Raw genomic sequence first — 21,641 nt, 5'->3', positions numbered from 1 at the left:
TCTGCAGGGGCGGGCGGCTTACTTTGCCGTACGCCCGTGTTCCTGCATGTCCTCATGCAGGATCCGCCGCAGCTCGACGATGGCCGGCGTGGCTTCCTGCACGCTGTGACCGGACACGATCACCTTCTCCGAAACGGCGTGTGGCAGGTGCGAGCTCCAGTAGGGCACCAGCCCGTCATCGGTTTTTTCCAGTGGGCCATCGGCCTTGGCGCGGGCGATGATCGAGTGGTAGTGCACCTTCGGTGACATCGGCAGGTCGGCCACGGCGCGGACGAACGGGTCGTCCTTGTCCAGGTTCTGGATGCTGTTCATCTGGTAGCCGTGCTTGCCATCGTTGTGATCGATCTGGCCGTCGTTGGCCAGCGTCGCCACGTCCTCCAGCACGGTCAGCGGCAGCCGTACCAGGCGGCCGATCCAGCGGCCGAGGCGGGTACCGGCCACGTCGGTGCCGCGATGCGGTGTGGCGATGAACACCACCCGCGATACTTCCGGTTCCGGCAGGAAGGTCAGTACTGGCGCGCCCTTGGTGCGCAGCAGCTCGCGCTGGGCGGGCGTCATCTGCGCGGTGGCCAGCAGGGTGTCGACCAGGTGGTCGCCGGAGGAAGAGACCATCAACCGCGCGATCACCCCGCCCATGCTGTGCCCGACCAGCACCATGTCATGCGAGGCCTGCGCCTTGCCGCTGGGGTCGAAGTGCTTGAGCACTTCGGCCAGCGTGTGGCGCATCGCATCGTGGCTCATCGCGATGGGCATGTTGGTCGGGTAGTAGAACTGCCAGACCTGGAAGTCCTGGCGGATCTCGTCGTCGCGCATCAGTTCGTTGGCCACGTTCACCCAGGCCTCGGGACTGCTGGCCAGGCCATGGATCATCAACAGCACGCGGCGGTTCGGGTCGTAGGGCTGCATCATGTACAGATGCGGCGCGTCGATGCCGCCCTTGCCACCAAACAACGAGCGCAGCGACTGCTGGCTGAAGTTGGAGCGCGCCAGCCACAGTGCGTAGCCCGCAGTGAAGTTGGCCGCCAACGGCACCTGCTGGCCGTGCAGGGTTACTTCCGAGACCTGGTAGGGATCGTGGATCTCCAGTTCCGGCTCGTCGTCGTGCAGCACTTCCCACAGGTTCTTTCCCGAGAAGCGCAGCAGCACCGTCATCGAAGGCGAGGGCATCTCGCTCCAGCTCTGCGCGGCCGGGGTGCTTGCCTGCGCGGCGGGCGTCGCTGCCGAAGGCGGGGTGGCCGTGCTGCCAGCCGGATCGTCCATCACCGCCACCAGCTCGGCACCGAAGCCATCGCGGCGATGCACGCTGCGCAGCGTACCGGTGAACGACAGCGAGGCCGCCGGTACCAGCTCGGTGGGGGTGCGCGTGTCCAGCGGCGATGCTTCGCCTGAAGGGGCCAGCACGAAGGTCCAGCGGCCCAGCTGGAAATGGCTGGCCTGGCTGTGCACGCGCCCGGTGGCGTACGCGTTGTACAGCTGCACCGAGGCTTCCTGCACAGCCAGGTTGTAGTAGTCGCGCACCTGGGTCTGGCGGTCCTCGAAACCACGCTGATTGGCGGTGCGCTCGGTGAAGAACAGATAGGCATAGGCCTGGCGCGCGACCTGCATCCACGCATCGAGGCGCGGTTGGAAGTCGGCATCCAGTTCGGTGATCGCGGTCTTGGCGCGGCCGGATGCCGAGTACTCGCGCTTCGGTGCCGGCAGGGTCATCGCATGCTGCAGCCACAACTCGGCCAGGCTGGAGCGCTTGTCTTCCTCGCGCACCACGATGCTGCTTTCCATGGCCTCGATGCAGGGCAGGCCGGGCTTGGCACAGACGCCCTCATCGAGCCCGGCCACGCGCAGGGTCTCGGTGGTCGCCGCGCTGAGCTTGCCGGAGGTGAGGATGTCACCGCGCTTGAGCGCGATGTACTGGCCGGGCGTGACCGAGGCGACCTGCACCGACGGTCCGAACTGGCGCAGCGTCGCGCAGCCCCCCAGGGTGAGCAGCACGGTGATGATGAGGGTCGTGCGGCCGATGAAGCCCATGCCCGTGGTAGCCATACGATGCTCCTGCGCGGTGGCGTCACTCTAGCGGCCGGCCTGTCAAAGCGGAATAGACCGAACGGTTGGTTTGGGCCTGGCCGCCCTGGGCGATTCAGCCATTCCCGTGTGACACTGCGGCGAATGGAAGGGACACGGTGATCGCGATGGCCTGGCTGGAAACCCGCATTCCCCCGCCCGTGGTAATGCTGCTGTTCGCCGCTGCGGGCTTTGCAGCACGCTGGCTGTGGCCGGGTTTCCACCTTCGGGTGCCGGTGCCGGTTCTGCTCGCAGGCGTGACGGTGACGCTGGGTGTCGTGCTCAATCTGCTGCCCAAGCTGTCTTTCCAGCGCGCCGGTACCACCGTCAATCCTCTGCGACCTTCGGCGTCGAGCGCGCTGGTTACCAGCGGAATCTACCGCCGCACGCGCAATCCGATGTATCTGGGCCAGGCGTTGGTCCTGCTTGGCGCCATGGTGTACCTGCAGAACCTGATCGCGCTGCTGGTGGTGCCGCTGTTCCTGGTGTACATCACCCGGCTGCAGATCCTGCCGGAGGAGCGGGCACTGATGGCCCGCTTTCCCGAGGCGTACGCGCAATACCGTCATCGCGTGCCGCGCTGGCTGTAGCGTCGGCTACGCCATCAGCGGCTGATCTGGCACTTCACCGCAGCCGAATAACCCTCGTAGTCGTCGCCCGCGATCACGTGCAGGGTGTGGCGCTTGTCGATGCGCTTCACGTACGACGGCTCTTCGGTGTTGGCATGCTCGTTGACCTCGGTCACCGACCAGGCCTTGGCCAGGCGCTTGGAATCGACACCGTTCAAGTACACGAAGAGGCTCTTCTCGCCTTCGGCCACGTTTACGTCGGCACTGGTGACCGTGCCGCCAAACAGCGCGACCGGCTTGTCCTCCGGCTCGAAGGTGCCGCCCGGTTTCTTGGCCAGGCCGGCGGCCTGCAGCGCATCGATGGCGTCGGCCGCACTGAAGTTCGAGCCGGCCTTGCAGGCCAGCAGCGCTTCCAGCGTGGCGGTGCCGGGGGGCGCGATGGCCGGCGCCGCAGCGTGCGTGGCTGAGGCTGCGGCGAGGGTGGTGAGGAGCAGGACGAGCGTGGTTGTGGCGGTTTTCATTGCAGATCCTTCTGGCGGCAGCAGGCCGGGGCAATGCAGCGATGGAGCGAAAGCTCCATCCCGATTATGCCCCACGCTTCCCGCACGACGAGCAGGCACAAAAAAGCCAGAACCCCCTCGACGGGAGATCCGGCTTCTTGCGGCCTCGACAGGCCATACAGATGGTGGAGGTGGGCGGAATTGAACCGCCGTCCGAAGGCACTCCATCCCCAGCACTACATGCTTAGCTCACCGTTGGATCTCGTCCCCGAACAGCACGGTGCGCAAAGCGCATCCGGGAACCAGCCTGTTGTGTTCTAGTGCCGGACTGACAGGCAGCCATCCAGCGCGATTCCATGATAGTGACTCTACACCGCGAGCATGGACACAAGCGGTTTCGAGGCTTAGGCCTTAAGCGGCCAGAGCGTAGTTGTCGTCGTTGGCAACTAGAGTTTTGCAGCTGGATTTACGAGGAAAGCTACCCCCTCGGCATGCGCCAGGCGACTTCACAACCCCCGTCGAAACCAATGCACCCCCGGTTTCTTCAAGTTCTGCAAGGTACAAGGCCTGTTTCGTGTCGCCACGGCCAGTGCCTGCCCAACGCTGCCAATGCTACGCCAAAACAGCTGAACAGTCACCGTGGCAATCCACAACATGTTGTAGAGCCAGCGGCATAGCGGATTGGTAACGTCACTGGCACGAATTTGCGACACACTGGCGGCGACCATCCGGGCCAGGACAGACACGGAGACTGTGGGTGACCGATGCAAGCCAACAACGCAGCCTGCGGCAGCTGATCGGGCCGGTCGGTGCCGACTACCAGCGACGCGCCCTGCCGCCCGGCTGGGTCTGGGCGGTGCTGGCGGTGTTGCTTGCGGCCACCGCGCTGACCGAACTGCCGGCGACTGCGGCCGCGGCATTGGTGGCCAGTGCGGTGGTTGTGCACTGGTCGCAGCGCGGTCGCATCCATTGGCTGGGCTGGCGCCTGCCGGGCCTGGCCGTGTTGGCGGCCCTGCTGTGGGGGCCGGAAGTGCTGTCGCAATGGTTCGAGCACGGGCTGGCCGTGGTCCTGATGTCGCTGGCCAGCCTCAGCATCGGCGTGCATGTATGGCAGGCGCGACAGATGGCGCGGCAGCTCCAGGGCGCGGCCGATTCGCTGGATGACGCCCAGCTGCTGGCCCTGCTGCCGGCCGACGCGGCCCAGCTGGCGCAGCGGTGGCGCGCCGGCGATGACCGGCATGCGCCGGAACTGGCAGTGGTGATGCACCTGGCCGTGATGCACGCAGCGCTGGCACCGCGCATGCGCGGGCAGGGCGTGCTGGCAGGGTGACCGGTCGGCGGTTTCCGCGGCCGCGGTCAGGAACCTGACAATGGCTTGCGCAGGTAGATCCGCTCGTGCCCGGGCGGGCAATCGGGCAGCCGCCCATAGACGGTGTAGCCCTGCCGCAGGTAGAAAGCTTCGGCCTGCCAGTCGAAGGTATCCAGCATCACGTTGCGGGCGCCAAGCTGGCGCGCGGCGGCTTCTGCTTCCGCCAGCAGGCGCTGGCCGATGCCTTGCCCGCGCAGTTCCGGATCCACCCACAGCACATGTACCTGCAGCCAGCCGGCACAGACGTCGGCCAGCACACCACCGCGCAGCGCGCCGTGCTCGTCATGCCAGGCCAGGCGGACTGGAGTCTCATCGAGTGAATCGCCGCCGTGGGCCTGATTGAAGGCCAGCAGGCGCGCGCACAACGTGCGCGTTTCATCGGCGCTGGCAGTCACCATGGCGCCGATGGGGGCGGTCATGCGTCGCGGTTGCCGCGACGCATCACACGCTGCTTCTCGATCGCCCAGTCGCGGTCCTTGGCGGCATCGCGCTTGTCGTGGGTCTGCTTGCCCTTGGCCAGCGCGACTTCGAGCTTGATCTTGTTCTTGCTCCAGTACATCGCAGTGGGCACGATCGTGTAGCCATCGCGCTCGACCTTGCCGACCAGCTTGTCGATCTCGCTCCGGTGCAGCAGCAGCTTGCGCTCGCGCCGGTCATTGGCCACCACGTGGGTGGAGGCCTGGATCAACGGGGTGATCTGCGCGCCGATCAGGAAGATCTCGCCGTGCTTCACATAGGCGTAGGCGTCGATGATGTTGCCGCGGCCAGCGCGGATCGACTTCACCTCCCAGCCCTGCAGGGCCAGGCCGGCCTCGAAGCGCTCTTCGATGTGGTACTCGTGGCGGGCACGCTTGTTCAACGCGATGGTTTTGTTGGCCGTCGCGCTCTTTGCTTTATCCTTGCCGCTGTTCTTGCTCATTTCCGTATTGTCTCCGATTCGGGCCCGCCCGGTCGATTGCCGAAACGTCCTGTATTCATGCCTACTATCCGCCGCAGCGCCTTGGTCGAACATTCGGCCGCGCGCATGTTCGACCTGGTCAACGACGTCCAGGCCTATCCGCGCCGTTTCCGCTGGTGCTCGGCTGCCCAGATCCTGGAGCAGGGCGAGGACCGCCTGGTGGCGCGCCTGGACCTGGGCCTGGGGTCGTTCAGTACCTGGTTCCAGACTGAAAACACCCTGCAGCGCCCGCACAGCATCGACATGCAGCTGCGCGATGGCCCGTTCAAGCAGCTGCACGGCCGCTGGGAATTCCATGCGCTGGCCGAGGATGCGTGCAAGGTCACCCTGACCCTGGAGTTCGAACCCAGCTCGCGCCTGCTCGGTCCGGCCCTGGCGATCGGCTTCCAGGGACTGGCCGATCGCATGGTCAATGATTTCGTCCGCGTCGCCGACGAGGGCTGAGCGATGATCGAGGTCGAGGTGGTGCTGGCTTGGCCGGAGCGCGTGCTGTCGCGCCACCTGCAGCTGGAAGAGGGAGCGACCGTGGCCGACGCCATCGCCGCCGCTGCGCTGGAAGGTAGTGCCGACTGTCCGGCCGCCGCGGTGCATGGCGTGCTGGCCCGTCCACAGCAGGCGCTGCTGGACGGGGACCGCATCGAGCTGCTGCGCCCGCTGCTGGCCGACCCCAAGGACAACCGCCGGCGTCGCGCGCTCGGCGGTTGATCCCGGCAACCCGTCCCTGCGGACGGGCAGGCCTCAGCGGCCCTTCTTCTTCTTGTCCTTCGGCAGGTTGCGGCCGAACTGGCGCACCGTCTGCTGGGCCAGGGCCTTGTCGTTGCCCGGGAAGTAGTCGCCTTCCCAGCGGGTAACGGCGTCATTCTCGAAGAACACCACGAAGTTCTTCACTTCGGTGCGGCCGAGGCGGTTCACGCGCTGGCTGGAGGTATAGTCCCAGCGCTGGGCGTGGAACGGGTCGGGGATGGACGGGGTGCCCAGCAGCGCGGTGACCTGCTGCTTGCTCTGCCCGACCTGCAGCTTGGCCACGGCATCTTCCCGGATCAGGTTGCCCTGATAGATGGGTTGCTTGTAGATGATGCCGCACCCGGTGGTGGACAGGGCGACGGCGGCGACCAACAGGAGATTGCGCATCGGGACTGGCGGTTGGGGAAATCAAACCGATGATACACTCCCGGCGTGCCACCGCGACCCAATCCGAGGCAGCTGGCGCTAAATCGCCAATGAACGGAGACCTATGGAAACCCACGACCTGCGTAAAGTCGGCCTGAAGGTGACCCATCCGCGGATGCGGATCCTGGCGCTGCTCGAACAGCGCAATGCCCAGCACCACCAGCACCACATGACCGCCGAGGACATCTACCGCCAGCTGCTCGAGCATGGCGACGAGATCGGCCTGGCGACGGTCTACCGGGTGCTGACCCAGTTCGAGGCCGCCGGCCTCGTGCTCAAGCACAATTTCGAGGGTGGCCAGGCCGTTTACGAGCTGGACCGTGGTGGCCACCACGACCATATGGTCGACGTGGACAGCGGCAAGATCATCGAATTCGAAAGCCATGAGATCGAGGAGCTGCAGCGCAAGATCGCGGCCGATCACGGCTATGAGCTGGAAGAACACTCGCTGGTGCTCTACGTGCGCAAGAAGCGCAAGTAGGCCGTTCCGGCCAGCCGCTAGCGACGAAACCCCGGGCTTGCCCGGGGTTTTTCGTTGCCGGGGTCAGGGCCCTTTCCCTCCAGGAAAGGGGGCCGGCCCCGGGCGCTCTGCGGGGTCGGATCCCTTTGCGCCAGCAAAGGGCTCTGACCCCTTGCAACCGAGCAGGATCTCCAGGTCCACCGCCTCGGCCATCGCCCGGTTGCCGGCATCCCCCGGGTGGAGGTGGTCGCCGGAGTCGTAGGCGGCGGCCATCCGTGACGGATCGGCCGGGTCGCGCAGCGCCGCGTCCAGGTCGATCACCGCGTCGAACGGGCTGTTGCTGCGCAGCCATGCATTGAGCTGTTGGCGCAGGGCCTCCTTGTCCGGGTGGTAGTAGTCGTCCAGCGGCGTGCCGGGCAGGGCGCCCGCGAACGGCATCAGGGTGGCGCCGAATATGCGTAGACCCCGCCGGTGGGCCTGTTCGGCCAGGGCACGATAGCCGGCCTGCAGCTCGGGCAGGCTGGGCCGGGGCTGCGCGCGGGCGAAGGCAGTACCGGGCCAGCTGATGTCGTTGATGCCGATCAGCACGATGACGCTGGCGACGCCGGGCTGATCCAGTGCGTCACGCCGCAGGCGGGCCAGAACCGACTCGCCCATGCCGTCGCTCAGCAGCCGATTGCCGGAAATGCCCGCGTTGACCACCGCGACGCCGCGCGGTGCCAGACGCGCGGCCAGATGGTCGGTCCAGCGCTGGTCCTGGTCGAGGCTGGCGGTGGCGCCGTCGGTGATCGAGTCGCCAATCACCACCACGCTACGCGCACTGGCGGCGGCCTCGACCTCGATCCCGGTGAGGAACAGGCGTGCGGTAGTGGAACTGGCACCCTGCAGGTCGCGCGCCCGGGCCTGATTGCCGCCGGCGATCCAGCTGGTCTGGCGGCCGTCCCAATGGAACGTCTGCACCGGCGTCGGCCCCGGCACGAAAACGCTGACCTGCAGCGCCTGGTGGTCTTCCGTGGCCACCGCCAGCGGATCGCTCAGCCGTTCCTGACCGGCACCGATCAACACCCCAGGCTGGCCGTCGAAGCTGAGCGGTTGCGGGGTGGCGCCCGCGCCCGCGGCCACGCTGGCCGCCCCGATCCGCAGCGGCTGGGTGCCGTAGGCATTGCTCAGCCGCACCCGCAGCCGGGGCCCGCCCAGGCTGATGCGCGCGGTCTGGCGGAAGGTCTGGTCCTGCAGCGTGGCCGGAACCAGGGTCGGGAACAGGAAATCCGCGTCCCAGACCGGTTGCGGGCTGGCCTGCCAGCTGGCGACCCAGTGCGGGGCGGATGCGGCACTGGCGACGCCGGACAGGGCGAGCAGGGCGGTGGCGGTGAGCTGGCTCAAGCGGTTCATCGGGCAATCCAGGTGGGAGGGAACGCCATGGTGATTCCGGGGTCATCTGTGAACTAGACTGCGTATGGACAATCATCTGTGAACTGGATTCATCGCCATGGCGCGACCCGACATCAACCGATCCGGCGAACTGGAAGTGTTCGTGCGGGTGATCGAGACCGGTGGCTTCTCCGCCGCCGCACGCACCCTGGACATGACGCCGTCAGCAGTGAGCAAGCTGGTGGCCCGGCTGGAGCAGCGGCTGGGTACGCGCCTGCTGCAACGCTCCACCCGCCAGCTGCAGCTGACCCCGGAAGGCTGCGCGTTCTACGAGCGCGGCCTGCGCGTGCTGGCCGACCTGGAGGAGGCCGAGCGCTGTGCCAGTGCCCATGCCGAGCCGCGTGGACGGTTGCGGGTCAACTCCAACGTGCCGTTCGGCCAGCATTTCCTGTTGCCGCTGCTGCCGGCATTCCTCGAACGCAACCCGCAGGTAGGCGTGGACCTGACCCTCAATGACGAGGTGATCGACCTGCTTGAGCAGCGCACCGACGTGGCGGTGCGGGCCGGTCCACTGAAGAGCTCCAGCCTGGTGGCGCGGCGGCTTGGTGCGACGCGGATGATGATCGTGGCTGCACCGGCCTACGCGCAGCGGCACGGGCTGCCACGCACTGCCGAGGAGCTGCAGTCGCACAACCGGCTGGATATCGGCCATGCGCGCGCGATGCAGGGCTGGCCGTTGCTGCAGGACGGGCGCGAACGCATGCTGCTGCCCAGTGGCAACGCGCGCGCCAGCAACGGCGATGCGCTGCGCCAGCTGGTGCTGGGTGGGCTGGGCATGGCGCGGCTGGCAGCATTCCAGGTGCAGCAGGACATTGCCGCCGGGCGCTTGCTGCCGGTGCTGGAGGACGCCAATCCCGGTGACCTGGAAGAGGTGCACGCGGTGTTCCTGGGGCAGGGCGGCTACCTGCCGCTGCGGGTGCGCGCGTTTCTTGATTTCCTGGTGGAGAACGTCGATCTGACGCAGCCACAGGGGTAGTGCCGGCCGCTGGCCGGCAACCTCATGATCTTCATCCACCCGCATCGGGGTGCCGGCCAGCGGCCGGCACTACCGTGCGGAAGCCGAGCCAATGCTCGGCTCGGCCGGCGTTACACCTGCAGCAGCTTGCGTGCGGCGGCGCGCGCTTCCTTGCTCACTTCCACGCCGCCGAGCATGCGCGCCAGTTCTTCCTCGCGCGCCTTGCTGTCCAGCTTTTCCACTGCGCTCTGGGTCATGCCTTCCACCGGGGCCTTGCTGACCCGGTAATGGGCATGGCCCTTCGAGGCGACCTGCGGCAGGTGGGTCACGCACAGCACCTGGCGCTTCTCGCCAAGGGCGCGCAGCTTCTGGCCGACGATGTCCGCCACCGCGCCACCGATGCCGGAGTCGACTTCGTCGAACACCATGGTCGGCACTGCATCCAGGTCCAGCGCGGCCACTTCGATGGCCAGCGAGATGCGCGACAGTTCGCCACCCGAGGCCACCTTGCGCAGGGCACGCGGTGGCTGCCCGGCATTGGCCGCCACCAGGAATTCCACGCGCTCGGCACCCTGCGGGTCGGGCTTGCCGGCGTCCTGCGGTTCCAGCTCGATCAGGAACTGGCCGCCGCCCATGCCCAGCTCGGCGATGATGCCGGTGGTGGTGGCCGACAGCTCGGCAGCGGCGGCGCGGCGGCTGGCGGTCAGCAGCCCGGCCTGCACGCGCCAGGCCGCAGCGGCCTTGTCGATCTCGCCGGCGAGGCGCTGCAGGCGTTCGTCAGCACCACGCAGCTGTTCCACTTCGGCGTGCATGCGCTCGCGCTGCGCGCCCAGCTCGTCCATCGGCACACGGTGCTTGCGGGCCAGGTCGTGCAGGCGGCCGAGGCGACGCTCGTTCTCCTCGAACTGTTCCGGGTCGGCGTCGAGGTCGTCATGCACGCGGTCCAGCAGCGACAGGGCTTCGTGCAGCTGGATCGAGGCGTTCTCGATCAGCCCGTCCACCTCGCCCAGGCGCGGGTCGTGCTCGATCAGGCGCGACAGCTCGTGGCGCACCTGCTGCAGCAGGTCCAGTGCGGAACTGCCGTCGTCGCCGTTGAGCTGGTTGCTGGCCGCCTGGCAGGCACTCAGCAGGGCGCTGGCGTGGGCCTGGCGACGGTGGCTGGCACCGAGTGCGGCAATCGATTCGGGTTCCAGATCCTCGCGGTCCAACTCGCGCAGCTGGTGCTCCAGGAAGCCGATCCGGTCACTGACGTCGCCCTGCTGCGACAGCGCCAGCGATTCATCGACCAGCGCCTGCCAGGCCGCAGCGGCGCGGCGCACCTGGCGGCGCTCGTCCTCGTTGCCGGCATAGGCATCCAGCAGGGCCAGCTGCGAAGGGCGCGTCAGCAGGGCCTGCTGCTCGTGCTGGCCGTGGATCTCCACCAGCAGCGAGGCCAGGTCGCCCAGCTGCGCCAGGGTCACCGGGCGGCCGTTGATCCAGGCCCGCGATCCGCCATCGGCACGGATCACGCGGCGCAGTTGGCATTGTTCTTCGTCGTCCAGCTCGTTGTCGGCCAGCCACTGGCGCGCGGCCTGCAGCTGGTCCAGCGCGAACTCGGCCGACAGCTCGGCGCGCGCGGCGCCGTGGCGGACCACGCCGCTGTCGGCGCGCAGGCCGGACAGGAAGCCCAGCGCGTCGACCATCAGTGACTTGCCGGCGCCGGTCTCGCCTGAAACCACGGTCATGCCTGGCCCGAACTCCAGTTCGGTGGCGCGGACGACGGCGAAATCCTTGATCGAAAGATGTCTGAGCATGGGTAAGGGGGTGTCAGCAGCCGCGCAACGCTAGCACGCGGGCGCGGGAGGTCCAATGACTTGCCAAGGTGATCCGCCGCCATTATCTAGTGTCCGTGTCTCACAGGTTGATTCCATGCACGGTTCTCCCGACCAGCTTGCCCCGCGTGCGCGCCATCTGCTGCGCACGCTGATCGCGCGTTACATCCAGGACGGTGAGCCGGTCGGCTCGCAGACGCTGGCGCGCGTGGCCGGGCTGGAGGTCAGTCCGGCCACCATCCGCAACATCCTGGGTGACCTGGAAGACCTGGGGCTGCTGGCTTCGCCGCACACCTCGGCCGGGCGCGTCCCGACCGCACATGGCTACCGGGTGTTCGTCGACAGCCTGCTGCAGATGCAGCCGCCGGGCGAAGGCGAGCTGGCCCGGCTGCGCCAGGAACTGGCCGGCGGCGGCAGCACCCAGGCCCTGCTTGGCAGCGCCTCGGAGCTGCTGTCGGCGATGAGCCACTTCGTCGGCGTGGTCAGCGCCCCGCGGCGCGAGCAGTTCGCGTTCCGCCAGATCGATTTCGTGGCGCTGGACGGGCGCCGGGTGCTGGCGATCCTGGTGTTCGCCGACAACGAGGTGCAGAACCGGGTCATCGAGACCCGCCAGGAGTTCGCGCCGGGCCAGCTGGAACAGGTCGCCAACTACCTCAACGCGCATTTCGCCGGCCTGCCGATGGCCGAGATCCGCACCCGCCTGCTGCTGGAACTGCGTGATGCCCGTTCGGAGCTGGAGCAGCTGCTGGCGCACAGCATCGAGCTGGCCGAGCAGGCCCTGCAGCCGGCGGCCGATGACATGCTGGTGGCCGGGCAGACCCGTCTGATGGGGGTGCAGGACCTGTCCGACCTGGAGCGGCTGCGCGAGCTGTTCGAGCTGTTCTCCAGCAAGCGGGAGATCCTGCAGCTGCTGGAGCGCACCATCCAGGCCCCGGGGGTGCGCATCTTCATTGGCGAAGAGACCGGGATGATGCCGTTGCAGGGGGTCTCGCTGGTCACCGCCCCCTATGCCGCCAATGGCCAGGTGCTGGGCGTGCTGGGCGTGATCGGCCCCAAGCGGATGGCCTACGACCGGATGATCCCGCTGGTCCAGGCTACTGCCGATGTACTCGGCGCGGCGTTTTCGCCAGCCGGGCGCACTCCTGGAACATCCGACGCTTGAAACGCAGCATCCCGCCCACACTAGGGTGGGTGGAGGCGGAGACTGACCGCCAGGGACCCAGACATGAACCACGAACATCCAGATATCGAATCCCAGCAGACTGCCGCCGATGCGGCCGCCGCCGCCGGCGTCAACGACGAAGTGGAGCGCCTGCGCGCCGAGGTCGAGCAGATCAAGGCCGATGCGCTGCGTGAGCGCGCCGACATCGAGAACCAGCGCAAGCGCGTTGCCCGTGACATCGAGCAGGCCCGCAAGTTCGCCAACGAGAAGCTGCTGGGCGAGCTGCTGCCGGTGTTCGACAGCCTGGATGCCGGCTTGAAGGCGGCCGGCGATGACCCGCATCCGCTGCGCGAGGGCCTGGAGCTGACCTACAAGCAGCTGCTGAAGGTTGCCGCCGACAACGGGCTGGTCCTGCTGGACCCGATCGGCCAGCCGTTCAACCCGGAACACCACCAGGCCATCAGCCAGGTGCCGGCCCCAGACGCCGCCCCGGGCAGCGTGGTGACCGTGTTCCAGAAGGGTTACCTGCTCAACGAGCGCCTGCTGCGGCCGGCGCTGGTGGTGGTGGCCGCCGACTGACCCCTCCAGGGCCGGAAGGCGGGAATGTCCCGTCACCCGGCCCGACGCTGAACGCGCCGGGCGACCGGAAACACAGCGTTCGGGAGATGGCTTGAATGTTCCACGAGCCTCCCCCACATCGTATTCATCCACCGGCCGAACGGCCGGACTGACCCCAACAAGCATCCTCAGGAGTCTCCCCCATGGGCAAGATCATTGGTATCGACCTCGGCACCACCAACTCGTGCGTGGCGATCATGGACGGCGGCAAGGCCCGCGTCATCGAGAATTCGGAAGGCGATCGCACCACCCCGTCGATCGTCGCCTACACCAAGGACGGCGAAGTCCTGGTGGGCGCCTCGGCCAAGCGCCAGGCCGTCACCAACCCGAAGAACACCTTCTACGCGGTGAAGCGCCTGATCGGCCGCAAGTTCACCGACGCCGAAGTGCAGAAGGACATCGCCCACGTCCCGTACAGCATCCTGGCCCATGACAACGGCGATGCCTGGGTGTCGACCAGCGATGGCAAGAAGATGGCCCCGCAGGAAATCTCGGCCAAGGTGCTGGAGAAGATGAAGAAGACCGCCGAGGACTTCCTCGGTGAGAAGGTCACCGAAGCGGTCATCACCGTGCCGGCCTACTTCAACGACAGCCAGCGCCAGGCGACCAAGGATGCCGGCCGCATCGCCGGCCTGGACGTCAAGCGCATCATCAACGAGCCGACCGCGGCCGCGCTGGCCTATGGCCTGGACAAGGGCGACAACAAGGATCGCAAGATCGTGGTGTACGACCTGGGCGGCGGCACCTTCGACGTCTCGGTGATCGAGATCGCCAACGTCGACGGCGAGAAGCAGTTCGAAGTGCTGGCCACCAACGGCGACACCTTCCTGGGCGGCGAAGACTTCGACAACCGCGTCATCGAGTACCTGGTTGAAGAATTCAACAAGGACCAGGGCATCGACCTGCGCAAGGATCCGCTGGCCCTGCAGCGCCTGAAGGACGCTGCCGAGCGCGCCAAGATCGAGCTGTCCAGCGCCCAGCAGACCGAAGTGAACCTGCCGTACGTCACCGCTGACGCCTCGGGTCCGAAGCACCTGAACATCAAGCTGACCCGCGCCAAGCTGGAAGCACTGGTGGAAGACCTGATCAAGAAGTCGATCGAGCCGTGCCGCGTCGCCCTGAACGATGCCGGCCTGCGTTCGAGCGACATCAGCGAAGTGATCCTGGTCGGTGGCCAGACCCGCATGCCGAAGGTGCAGCAGGCGGTGACCGAATTCTTCGGCAAGGAACCGCGCAAGGACGTCAACCCGGACGAAGCCGTGGCACTGGGCGCTGCGATCCAGGGCGGCGTGCTGGGCGGCGACGTCAAGGACGTGCTGCTGCTGGACGTGACCCCGCTGTCGCTGGGTATCGAAACCATGGGCGGCGTGTTCACCAAGATCATCGAGAAGAACACCACCATCCCGACCAAGGCCTCGCAGGTGTTCTCCACCGCCGAGGACAACCAGTCGGCCGTGACCGTGCACGTGCTGCAGGGTGAGCGCGAGCAGGCCCGCTTCAACAAGTCGCTGGCCAAGTTCGACCTGTCCGGCATCGAGCCGGCTCCGCGTGGCCTGCCGCAGGTGGAAGTGTCCTTCGACATCGACGCCAACGGCATCCTGCACGTGTCGGCCAAGGACAAGAAGACCAACAAGGAACAGAAGGTCGAGATCAAGGCCGGTTCGGGCCTGTCCGAGGAAGAGATCGCACGCATGGTCGCCGACGCGGAAGCCAACCGCGAAGAAGACAAGAAGTTCCAGGAGCTGGTGCAGGCCCGCAATCAGGCCGATGCCCTGATCCACGGCACCCGCAGTGCCATCACCGAGCACGGCAGCAAGGTCGGCGGCGATGTCATCGGCAAGGTCGAGGCGGCCCTGGCCGACCTGGAAACCGCGATGAAGGGTGACGACAAGGCACAGATCGAAGCCAAGTCGAAGGTGCTGGAGGAAGCCGGCCAGTCGCTGTTCGCCGCTGCTTCGGCCGACCAGGGCGGTGCCCCGGGCGCCGACGCCGGCAACGCCGGCAAGGCGCAGGACGACGTGGTCGACGCCGAGTTCACCGAAGTCAAGGACGACAAGAAGTCCTGATCCGGACCGACACGGGACGCTGGCCATCAGCGTCCCGTTGTCGCATCAGGGTCCTGACCGCCCACCGGCGTGTCGGGGCGCCCGACGCAAGAGCGGACCTGGTTCCGCTCTTCCGCTTTGACGAATCCCGACTTTCCGGAACCAGATTCACCATATGAGCAAGCGCGATTACTACGAAGTGCTGGGCGTTGCCCGCACCGCCACCGACGACGAGCTGAAGAAGGCCTACCGTCGCTGTGCGATGAAGTTCCACCCGGACCGCAACCCGGGTGATGCGGCGGCCGAAGCCTCCTTCAAGGAGTGCAAGGAAGCCTACGAAGTGCTGTCCGATGGCAACAAGCGCCGCATGTACGACAGCCACGGCCACGCCGCGTTCGAGCACGGCATGGGCGGTGGTGGTCCGGGCGGCCCGGACATGAACGATATCTTCGGCGATATCTTCGGCAACATTTTTGGCGGTGGCGGCGGTGGGCCGCGCCAGGCCCGTCGCGGCGCCGACATCGGCTACGTGATGGAGCTGGACCTGGAAGAAGCGGTACGCGGCGTCGAGCGCCGCATCGAGATCCCGACCCTGGCCGAGTGCGGCGACTGCGATGGCAGTGGCTCCGAAGACGGCAAGGTCGAAACCTGCAATGTGTGCCATGGCCGCGGCCAGGTGCGCATCCAGCGCGGCATCTTCGCCATGCAGCAGGCCTGCCACAACTGCGGCGGCCGTGGCCAGATCATCGCCAAGCCCTGCAAGACCTGCCACGGCAACGGCCGTGTCGAGGAAGACAAGGTGCTGTCGGTGAAGGTGCCGGCGGGCGTCGATACCGGCGACCGCATCCGCCTGCAGGGTGAAGGTGAGGCCGGTCCGGCCGGTACGCCGCCGGGTGACCTGTACGTGGAAGTGCGCGTGCGCGAGCATGCGATCTTCCAGCGCGATGGCGACGACCTGCACTGCGAAGTGCCGATCCGCATCTCGCAGGCAGCGCTGGGCGACACCGTACGCGTGGCGACCCTCGGCGGCGAAGCGGAAATCCGCATCCCGGCCGAGACCCAGACCGGCAAGCTGTTCCGCCTGCGTGGCAAGGGCGTGCGTTCGGTGCGCAGCCGCAGCGAGGGCGACCTTTACTGCCGCGTGGTGGTGGAGACCCCGGTCAACCTCACCAACGAACAGCGCAAGCTGCTGGAGCAGTTCGAAGCCACCTTTGTCGGCGAGGAAGCACGCAAGCATTCGCCGAAGTCGGCGACGTTCATGGATGGCGTGAAGGGCTTCTGGGACCGGATGACGTCCTGAGTTTTTCAACCGAAGCGTTGAGCGGTAGCGCCGGGCCATGCCCGGCGTTTTCGTTTGCGATCAGCGGAAAAACGCCGCGGGCGTCTGCCCCAGTTGGCGCTTGAACATGCTGGTGAACGCGCTGGGGCTGTCGTAGCCCATCGCCAGCGCCACATCGATGACCTTGTCGCCGACTGCCAGCCGCTCCAGGGCGGCCAGCAGGCGCGCCTGCTGCCGCCACTGCCCGAAGGTCATGCCCAGTTCGCCGGCGAAATGGCGCTGGATGGTCTTCACGTCCACCTGCAGGGCCTGGGCCCAGTCCTGCAGCGTGGCGTCGTCGGCGGGATGCTTCTGGATGTGCTGGCAGATCCTCTGCAGGCGCGGGTCGGTGGGCGAGGGCAGGTGCAGCGGCAGCACGTCCATGCGGTGCAGCTCGTCCAGCAGCAGGCGCACCACGCGACCGTCGCGGCTGTCGTCCACGTGCGCGGACTCGATCAGGCTGGCCGCCAGCAGTAGTTCGCGCAGCAGCGGCGCCACCTGTACTGCGAACGCCCCATCCGGCAGTTGCGGTGCAAAGTCCGGTTCCACGTACAGGCTGCGCATGTGCACCTCGGCGATGCAGTCCACCGCATGCACCATGCCGGCCGGAACCCAGATCGCGCGGGTGGAGGGCACGACCCAGCGGCCACCGTCCGCGCGCACCACCATCAGGCCGGACATGGCGAAGACCAGTTGGTGACGGCGATGCCGGTGTGGCGCGATGTGGGTACCGGGCGGGTAGTGCCGGGCGCGGCTGGTCACCGGGCGGTGTACCGGCACTTCGTTCCACGGCGCGGTCTCGCGGATCGGGCACGGAGTGTCCTTTTTGCGATAGGCCATGACCCGAACGCGGCAGAAGGGAGTGGGGGCCCACCGTAGCATGCGTGGCTCGCCCCCAACCTGACTGTGTCCATGTCGACCCTGGCTTCTCCCGCAACGACCTCACGCCCGGTGGCTCCCGGCGTGCTGGCCGCCATCTCCACCTCGCATGTCGTCAACGACATGATGCAGTCCCTGATCCTGGCCATCTATCCGGTGATCAAGGGCGGCTTCAACCTCAGCTTCACCCAGATCGGCCTGATCACGCTGACCTACCAGCTCACCGCGTCGATCTTCCAGCCGTTGATCGGCATGGCCACCGACCGCCACCCGGCACCGTACTCGCTGCCGATCGGCATGGCCTCGACCCTGTGCGGCATGCTGCTGCTCGGCTTTGCGCCGAACTACGCGGTGGTGCTGATGGCTGCGGCGATGGTCGGCATTGGTTCGGCCATCTTCCACCCGGAGGCCTCGCGCATCGCCCGGCTGGCCTCGGGCGGTCGCCATGGCTTCGCGCAGTCGGTGTTCCAGGTGGGTGGCAACTTCGGTACCGCGCTGGGGCCGTTGATCGCTGCGGCCGTGATCGTGCCGTATGGCCAGCGTGCCGCATCATGGTTTGCCGGCGCCGCGCTGATCGGCATCGCGCTGCTGACCTATGTTGGCCGCTGGTATGCACTGCACCTGGGCACACCGCGTCCGGCCAGCACCGCGTCTATGGCCCCGCGGCATTCGTCGCGCACCGTGGCCAAGGTGCTGGCGATCCTGCTGGTGCTGATCTTCAGCAAGTACTTCTACATGGCCAGCATCGGCAGCTACTTCACCTTCTACCTGATCCACCACTTCGGCATTCCGGTGGCACAGGCGCAACTGCATCTGTTCGCGTTCCTGGTGGCGTCTGCCGCCGGTGGTTTCCTCGGCGGCCCGCTGGGTGACCGCATCGGCCGCAAGCCGATCATCTGGACCTCGATCCTCGGCGTGGCCCCGTTCGCGCTGATGCTGCCGCACGCCGATCTGCTATGGACCACAGTGCTGGCAGTGCTGATCGGCTTCGTGCTCTCCTCGGCGTTCTCGGCCATCGTGGTGTACGCGCAGGAGATGATGCCGCACCGCATCGGCATGGTGTCCGGCCTGTTCTTCGGCTTTGCATTCGGCATGGGCGGGCTTGGCGCGGCCGTGCTGGGCATGCTGGCAGACAGGACCAGCATTGAATTCGTCTATCAGCTGACCGCGTTCCTGCCGCTGCTCGGTATCGTCGCAGCGTGGCTGCCACCGTCGCGGCCTGCTGCTCACTGAGGGGTTTGGGTTTGCAGGGCTTGCAGCCCTGCACCTGCAGAGGCAACGTCAACAGCAGAAGCGGGCTATCCGTGGGTTGGCGGGGTGGGGCCGGTTGCAGGGGACGCCGTAAACCCATCCCTGGGGGCTTGGCCGCGGCATCCATGCCGCGGACACCCCTGCAACCGGACCCACCCCGCCTTCGACAGTTTTCCGTGATCTGCCGGAACAGCTCGTGGGGTCAGATCCGTTTTCCGAAGGAAAACGGATCTGACCCCGATTTATTTCGGTATCCCACAGATGTGCCGACCAACGGTCGGCACCCACCAACAGTCGCGGGAATCTGTCAGAGGCGGGGCGGTGTGGGTGGGCAGAACCGTTGGCGCCATGGATGGCGCCATCGAGCCCCCATGGGTGAGGGCGCTTCGCTTGCGAAGCACTGCTTCGCAAGCGCCCGAACGCACAGCCGCCAGCGGCTGGGCCGGACCCCGGAGGGGGGTTTACGGCGTGTCCTGACCACCCACACCGCCCCGCCATCCCACGGAATGCGGCTCTTGATCTTGCTTCGGCTTCGCCTTCGGCTTCGCCTTCGGCAGGTGCAGGGCTGCAAGCCCTGCCGAAAACTCCCTTGGGCGTAGAATGCGGCCATGAGCGAATCCCTTGATAACCACCTGGTCCACGGCCGCCGCCAGCGGCCGGATGGGCCGTCGCCGATCGATGTCATCTCGGTCCAGTCGCAACTTGTGTACGGCCACGCCGGCAACAGTGCCGCCGTCCCGCCGATGCGCGCACTGGGCGTGCGCGTCGCCGAAATCCCGACCGTGCTGCTGAGCAATGCGCCGTTCTACGACACTACGCGGGGCCGCGTGCTGCCCGCCGACTGGTTTGCCGACCTGCTGCTGGGTACCCACGAGCGTGGCCTGCCGCAGCGGGCGAAGATGCTGGTGTCCGGTTACTTCGGCAGCACCGCCAACGGTGCGGCCTTCGCCGACTGGCTGGACAACATCCTGCCGGCCTGCCCACAGCTGCGTTACTGCCTGGACCCGGTGATCGGTGATACCCATACCGGACCCTACGTGGAACCGGGCCTGGAAGCGATCTTCGCCGAGCGCCTGCTGCCCCACGCCTGGCTGGTGACGCCCAATGCCTTCGAACTGAATCGCCTGACCGGCATGCCGGCACTGGCCGAGGCCGATGCCATCGCCGCCGCGCGCACGCTGCTGGATCGTGGCCCGCACTGGGTGATCGCGCACAGCGTAGGCGGCAACCCGGGTGAGCTGGTCACCCTGGCGGTCGGGCACGAGGAAACCTGGCGCTGGACCTCACCGCTGCTGCCGGTGGACGTGGCCGGTACCGGTGACGTGCTGATGTCGCTGGTGGTGTCGTTCCTGCTGCGCGGTGAGTCGATGCAGCAGGCGATTTCGCGCGCGATTGCCGGCACCCATGCGGCGCTGGAGGCGACCCTGGACAACGGCTTCGAGGAGTTCGACGTGATCGCTGCCGCGCCGGCGGCGCTGGCCGAAGGAACGCGCTTCCGCGCTGAACGCGTGGCATGAGCGGCCTGGATCCACGCACGCCGCGCACGGTCGGCATCGTCGGCAGTGCTGGTGCCTATGGGCGCTGGCTGTGCCGCTTCTTCCAGCAGCACCTGCAGCTGCAGGTGATCGGCCATGACCCGGCCGACCCGGACTCGCACACGCCGGAACACCTGCTGGCGCAGGCCGATGTACTGGTGTTCTCGGCACCGATCCGGCACACGCCGGCGTTGATCGCCGAGTACGTGCGGCAATCGGCGGGCCGCGAGCAGGGCAGGCTGTGGCTGGATGTGACCTCGGTAAAGGAGGCACCGGTGCAGGCGATGCTGGCCTCGCAGGCCGAAGTGGTCGGACTGCACCCGATGACCGCGCCACCCAAGGCGCCGACCCTGAAAGGGCGGGTGATGGTGGTCTGCGAAGCGCGGCTGCAGCACTGGCGGGCATGGGTCGATACGCTGTGCACCGCGCTGCAGGCCGAGTGCGTGCGCGCGACGCCGCAGCACCACGACCAGATGATGGCGCTGGTGCAGGCGATGGTGCATGCCACCCACCTGGCGCAGGCAGGCGTGCTGCGCCAGTACCAGCCGCAGCTGGGCGATCTGGCCGCGATGATGCCGTACCGTTCGGCGTCGTTCGAGCTGGACACGGCGATCATCTCGCGCATCCTGTCGCTGAATCCGGCGATCTACGAAGACATCCAGTTCGGCAACCCGTACGTGGCGCCGATGCTGGAGCGGCTGGTGGGGCAGCTGCAGGCCCTGCAGGTGCAGGTCGGACAGGGCGACGACGGCGCACGGGCTGCATTCCGTGAGCAGCTGCTGTCAGCCAATCGCAGTGCCTTCGGCGAGCAGGCCCTGGCGGATGGCAACTACACGTTCGAACGCGTGGGGTATCTGCTGGCCGATCTGACCGAGCGCAACGCGCTGTCGGTGCACCTGCCGGAGGACCGGCCTGGCTCGCTGCGCGAGCTGTTGAACGTGTTCGAGCAGCATGGCATCAGCCTGGCTTCGATCCATTCCTCGCGCACGCCCGGCGGTGAAGTGCACTTCCGCATCGGATTCGTGGCCGGCAGCGATCCGGCGGCGATCACCCGGGCCGCGGCCGACGTGGACGCCAGCGGCATCGGACGGGTGCTGGGCTGAATTCATCCACAGGCGGTGTGGATGGTTTCTGAGCAAACGTGTGGATAACCCTGCGCAGCCCTTGTCAGGCAAGGCTGTCAAGATGCTTGGTGAAAAATTGATCACGCCTTCTTGTGGAGTCGAGCCGTGCTCGACTGCCCTTGGCAAAGCGCGTGTCGACCGAGGTCGACACCTACCAGAGCAGGGCGACACGGCCAGTGACCACCAAGGTGGGCAGCGCTAGATCATCAACCGCAGTTCGCCGCCGCTGGTGGTGAATTCGCGGCCATTGCGAACCAGATGACGCCCGTCATCCAGCTCGTAACGCGGCGTGGATTCAGAGTGATGCCCGCTGCCATTCGCCTCGGGCTTGAACTCGATGATGATGTGGCTTTCGCCATTGCTGTCGACTGCAGGGAACTGACGGAACGACATCGCGTACCTCCTTCAGCGGATGCTGCTGATGCGAG

General features: G+C 67.0%; 22 protein-coding genes and 1 other RNA gene. 13 read left to right on the top strand and 10 right to left on the bottom strand.

Going from position 1 to position 21,641, the window contains the following annotated elements:
• Window positions 1–18: 18 nt before the first annotated feature.
• Window positions 19–2,040, bottom strand: a complete 2,022-nt coding sequence (locus AC5P7F_RS11180) for an esterase/lipase family protein (protein WP_164077415.1) — start codon at window positions 2,038–2,040, stop codon at window positions 19–21.
• A gap of 146 nt (window positions 2,041–2,186) precedes the next feature.
• Here AC5P7F_RS11180 and AC5P7F_RS11175 point away from each other — a divergent pair, with 146 nt between their 5' ends.
• Entirely contained in the window at window positions 2,187–2,648 is a 462-nt protein-coding gene (locus AC5P7F_RS11175; protein ID WP_134966513.1) for a methyltransferase family protein, read from the top strand.
• A 14-nt stretch (window positions 2,649–2,662) separates the two neighbouring features.
• Here AC5P7F_RS11175 and AC5P7F_RS11170 read toward each other — a convergent pair whose 3' ends face one another.
• Both AC5P7F_RS11170 and ssrA read right to left on the bottom strand, forming a co-directional pair.
• Window positions 2,663–3,148, bottom strand: coding sequence for a hypothetical protein (locus tag AC5P7F_RS11170; RefSeq protein ID WP_032959123.1), 486 nt, complete (start codon window positions 3,146–3,148; stop codon window positions 2,663–2,665).
• A gap of 162 nt (window positions 3,149–3,310) precedes the next feature.
• Window positions 3,311–3,664: a transfer-messenger RNA gene (ssrA, locus tag AC5P7F_RS11165) on the bottom strand.
• A gap of 220 nt (window positions 3,665–3,884) precedes the next feature.
• Between ssrA and AC5P7F_RS11160 the strand changes: the two genes are divergently transcribed.
• Window positions 3,885–4,457, top strand: a complete 573-nt coding sequence (locus tag AC5P7F_RS11160; RefSeq protein WP_014646803.1) for a hypothetical protein — start codon at window positions 3,885–3,887, stop codon at window positions 4,455–4,457.
• Window positions 4,458–4,483: 26 nt separating this feature from the next.
• Here AC5P7F_RS11160 and AC5P7F_RS11155 read toward each other — a convergent pair whose 3' ends face one another.
• Together AC5P7F_RS11155 and smpB are read right to left on the bottom strand one after the other, a co-directional pair.
• The gene (locus AC5P7F_RS11155; RefSeq protein WP_014646804.1) at window positions 4,484–4,915 is read right to left on the bottom strand and encodes a GNAT family N-acetyltransferase; all 432 of its coding nucleotides are present in this window, start codon (window positions 4,913–4,915) and stop codon (window positions 4,484–4,486) included.
• Window positions 4,912–5,415: an SsrA-binding protein SmpB gene (gene smpB, locus AC5P7F_RS11150; protein WP_005409231.1), complete on the bottom strand. Its 504-nt coding sequence runs from the start codon at window positions 5,413–5,415 to the stop codon at window positions 4,912–4,914. Before smpB ends, AC5P7F_RS11155 begins: the two co-directional genes overlap by 4 nt.
• Before the next feature lie 57 nt (window positions 5,416–5,472).
• Here smpB and AC5P7F_RS11145 point away from each other — a divergent pair, with 57 nt between their 5' ends.
• Window positions 5,473–5,898: a type II toxin-antitoxin system RatA family toxin gene (locus tag AC5P7F_RS11145; protein ID WP_032959119.1), complete on the top strand. Its 426-nt coding sequence runs from the start codon at window positions 5,473–5,475 to the stop codon at window positions 5,896–5,898.
• A gap of 3 nt (window positions 5,899–5,901) precedes the next feature.
• Window positions 5,902–6,159, top strand: a complete 258-nt coding sequence (locus AC5P7F_RS11140) for an RnfH family protein (RefSeq protein WP_014646806.1) — start codon at window positions 5,902–5,904, stop codon at window positions 6,157–6,159.
• Window positions 6,160–6,192: 33 nt separating this feature from the next.
• Here AC5P7F_RS11140 and AC5P7F_RS11135 read toward each other — a convergent pair whose 3' ends face one another.
• On the bottom strand, window positions 6,193–6,585 hold the full coding sequence (locus tag AC5P7F_RS11135) for an outer membrane protein assembly factor BamE (RefSeq protein ID WP_014036847.1): 393 nt from the start codon (window positions 6,583–6,585) through the stop codon (window positions 6,193–6,195).
• 103 nt (window positions 6,586–6,688) lie between these two features.
• On the opposite strand from AC5P7F_RS11135, the gene fur reads away from it, so the two are divergent.
• Window positions 6,689–7,105 (top strand): ferric iron uptake transcriptional regulator, encoded by a 417-nt coding sequence (gene fur / locus AC5P7F_RS11130; RefSeq protein ID WP_014646807.1) that lies wholly within the window; start codon window positions 6,689–6,691, stop codon window positions 7,103–7,105.
• Between the two features lie 63 nt (window positions 7,106–7,168).
• Here fur and AC5P7F_RS11125 read toward each other — a convergent pair whose 3' ends face one another.
• Window positions 7,169–8,476: a GDSL-type esterase/lipase family protein gene (locus AC5P7F_RS11125; RefSeq protein WP_164077416.1), complete on the bottom strand. Its 1,308-nt coding sequence runs from the start codon at window positions 8,474–8,476 to the stop codon at window positions 7,169–7,171.
• A gap of 97 nt (window positions 8,477–8,573) precedes the next feature.
• Here AC5P7F_RS11125 and AC5P7F_RS11120 point away from each other — a divergent pair, with 97 nt between their 5' ends.
• On the top strand, window positions 8,574–9,491 hold the full coding sequence (locus AC5P7F_RS11120) for a LysR family transcriptional regulator (protein WP_032959114.1): 918 nt from the start codon (window positions 8,574–8,576) through the stop codon (window positions 9,489–9,491).
• A gap of 110 nt (window positions 9,492–9,601) precedes the next feature.
• Here the strand turns inward: AC5P7F_RS11120 and recN are convergent, their stop codons facing one another.
• A complete protein-coding gene (gene recN, locus AC5P7F_RS11115) occupies window positions 9,602–11,263 on the bottom strand; it encodes a DNA repair protein RecN (RefSeq protein WP_014646810.1) in 1,662 nt (553 codons plus the stop codon).
• Between the two features lie 115 nt (window positions 11,264–11,378).
• Between recN and hrcA the strand changes: the two genes are divergently transcribed.
• The 4 genes from hrcA to dnaJ all read left to right on the top strand — a co-directional run bounded on the left by hrcA (window position 11,379) and on the right by dnaJ (window position 16,406).
• Window positions 11,379–12,443 (top strand): heat-inducible transcriptional repressor HrcA, encoded by a 1,065-nt coding sequence (hrcA, locus tag AC5P7F_RS11110; protein ID WP_075076180.1) that lies wholly within the window; start codon window positions 11,379–11,381, stop codon window positions 12,441–12,443.
• A gap of 63 nt (window positions 12,444–12,506) precedes the next feature.
• The gene (gene grpE, locus AC5P7F_RS11105) at window positions 12,507–13,022 is read left to right on the top strand and encodes a nucleotide exchange factor GrpE (RefSeq protein WP_164077417.1); all 516 of its coding nucleotides are present in this window, start codon (window positions 12,507–12,509) and stop codon (window positions 13,020–13,022) included.
• A gap of 182 nt (window positions 13,023–13,204) precedes the next feature.
• Complete coding sequence (gene dnaK / locus AC5P7F_RS11100; RefSeq protein WP_014646813.1) at window positions 13,205–15,127, top strand: molecular chaperone DnaK; 1,923 nt, start codon at window positions 13,205–13,207, stop codon at window positions 15,125–15,127.
• A gap of 154 nt (window positions 15,128–15,281) precedes the next feature.
• Entirely contained in the window at window positions 15,282–16,406 is a 1,125-nt protein-coding gene (gene dnaJ, locus AC5P7F_RS11095) for a molecular chaperone DnaJ (protein ID WP_014036853.1), read from the top strand.
• 60 nt (window positions 16,407–16,466) lie between these two features.
• On the opposite strand, the gene AC5P7F_RS11090 is transcribed toward dnaJ, so the two are convergent.
• A complete protein-coding gene (locus AC5P7F_RS11090; protein ID WP_014646814.1) occupies window positions 16,467–17,264 on the bottom strand; it encodes an AraC family transcriptional regulator in 798 nt (265 codons plus the stop codon).
• Window positions 17,265–17,336: 72 nt separating this feature from the next.
• Between AC5P7F_RS11090 and AC5P7F_RS11085 the strand changes: the two genes are divergently transcribed.
• The 3 genes from AC5P7F_RS11085 (at window position 17,337) to AC5P7F_RS11075 (ending at window position 21,192) form a co-directional block, all read left to right on the top strand.
• The gene (locus AC5P7F_RS11085; RefSeq protein ID WP_164077418.1) at window positions 17,337–18,536 is read left to right on the top strand and encodes an MFS transporter; all 1,200 of its coding nucleotides are present in this window, start codon (window positions 17,337–17,339) and stop codon (window positions 18,534–18,536) included.
• A gap of 626 nt (window positions 18,537–19,162) precedes the next feature.
• Window positions 19,163–20,071, top strand: a complete 909-nt coding sequence (gene pdxY / locus AC5P7F_RS11080; protein ID WP_014646816.1) for a pyridoxal kinase — start codon at window positions 19,163–19,165, stop codon at window positions 20,069–20,071.
• Entirely contained in the window at window positions 20,068–21,192 is a 1,125-nt protein-coding gene (locus tag AC5P7F_RS11075) for a prephenate dehydrogenase (RefSeq protein ID WP_032960565.1), read from the top strand. The genes pdxY and AC5P7F_RS11075 overlap by 4 nt, the downstream gene beginning before the upstream one ends.
• A gap of 219 nt (window positions 21,193–21,411) precedes the next feature.
• On the opposite strand, the gene AC5P7F_RS11070 is transcribed toward AC5P7F_RS11075, so the two are convergent.
• Window positions 21,412–21,606, bottom strand: a complete 195-nt coding sequence (locus AC5P7F_RS11070; protein ID WP_014646818.1) for a hypothetical protein — start codon at window positions 21,604–21,606, stop codon at window positions 21,412–21,414.
• Window positions 21,607–21,641 lie beyond the last annotated feature (35 nt).

This window comes from Stenotrophomonas sp. YJH_SMC_105-26 (assembly GCF_059368915.1).
The sequence above is the reverse complement of the archived record's forward strand: the minus strand, read 5'-3'. Positions and strand labels throughout refer to the sequence as shown.

Excerpts from the sequence above, each read along its gene's own strand:
- AC5P7F_RS11180 (WP_164077415.1), bottom strand. The coding sequence starts at position 2,040 with ATGGCTACCACGGGCATGGGCTTCATCGGCCGCACGACCCTCATCATC.
- AC5P7F_RS11175 (WP_134966513.1), top strand. The coding sequence starts at position 2,187 with ATGGCCTGGCTGGAAACCCGCATTCCCCCGCCCGTGGTAATGCTGCTG.
- AC5P7F_RS11170 (WP_032959123.1), bottom strand. The coding sequence starts at position 3,148 with ATGAAAACCGCCACAACCACGCTCGTCCTGCTCCTCACCACCCTCGCC.
- AC5P7F_RS11155 (WP_014646804.1), bottom strand. The coding sequence starts at position 4,915 with ATGACCGCCCCCATCGGCGCCATGGTGACTGCCAGCGCCGATGAAACG.
- smpB (WP_005409231.1), bottom strand. The coding sequence starts at position 5,415 with ATGAGCAAGAACAGCGGCAAGGATAAAGCAAAGAGCGCGACGGCCAAC.
- AC5P7F_RS11145 (WP_032959119.1), top strand. The coding sequence starts at position 5,473 with ATGCCTACTATCCGCCGCAGCGCCTTGGTCGAACATTCGGCCGCGCGC.
- AC5P7F_RS11140 (WP_014646806.1), top strand. The coding sequence starts at position 5,902 with ATGATCGAGGTCGAGGTGGTGCTGGCTTGGCCGGAGCGCGTGCTGTCG.
- AC5P7F_RS11135 (WP_014036847.1), bottom strand. The coding sequence starts at position 6,585 with ATGCGCAATCTCCTGTTGGTCGCCGCCGTCGCCCTGTCCACCACCGGG.
- fur (WP_014646807.1), top strand. The coding sequence starts at position 6,689 with ATGGAAACCCACGACCTGCGTAAAGTCGGCCTGAAGGTGACCCATCCG.
- AC5P7F_RS11125 (WP_164077416.1), bottom strand. The coding sequence starts at position 8,476 with ATGAACCGCTTGAGCCAGCTCACCGCCACCGCCCTGCTCGCCCTGTCC.
- AC5P7F_RS11120 (WP_032959114.1), top strand. The coding sequence starts at position 8,574 with ATGGCGCGACCCGACATCAACCGATCCGGCGAACTGGAAGTGTTCGTG.
- recN (WP_014646810.1), bottom strand. The coding sequence starts at position 11,263 with ATGCTCAGACATCTTTCGATCAAGGATTTCGCCGTCGTCCGCGCCACC.
- hrcA (WP_075076180.1), top strand. The coding sequence starts at position 11,379 with ATGCACGGTTCTCCCGACCAGCTTGCCCCGCGTGCGCGCCATCTGCTG.
- grpE (WP_164077417.1), top strand. The coding sequence starts at position 12,507 with ATGAACCACGAACATCCAGATATCGAATCCCAGCAGACTGCCGCCGAT.
- dnaK (WP_014646813.1), top strand. The coding sequence starts at position 13,205 with ATGGGCAAGATCATTGGTATCGACCTCGGCACCACCAACTCGTGCGTG.
- dnaJ (WP_014036853.1), top strand. The coding sequence starts at position 15,282 with ATGAGCAAGCGCGATTACTACGAAGTGCTGGGCGTTGCCCGCACCGCC.
- AC5P7F_RS11090 (WP_014646814.1), bottom strand. The coding sequence starts at position 17,264 with ATGGCCTATCGCAAAAAGGACACTCCGTGCCCGATCCGCGAGACCGCG.
- AC5P7F_RS11085 (WP_164077418.1), top strand. The coding sequence starts at position 17,337 with ATGTCGACCCTGGCTTCTCCCGCAACGACCTCACGCCCGGTGGCTCCC.
- pdxY (WP_014646816.1), top strand. The coding sequence starts at position 19,163 with ATGAGCGAATCCCTTGATAACCACCTGGTCCACGGCCGCCGCCAGCGG.
- AC5P7F_RS11075 (WP_032960565.1), top strand. The coding sequence starts at position 20,068 with ATGAGCGGCCTGGATCCACGCACGCCGCGCACGGTCGGCATCGTCGGC.
- AC5P7F_RS11070 (WP_014646818.1), bottom strand. The coding sequence starts at position 21,606 with ATGTCGTTCCGTCAGTTCCCTGCAGTCGACAGCAATGGCGAAAGCCAC.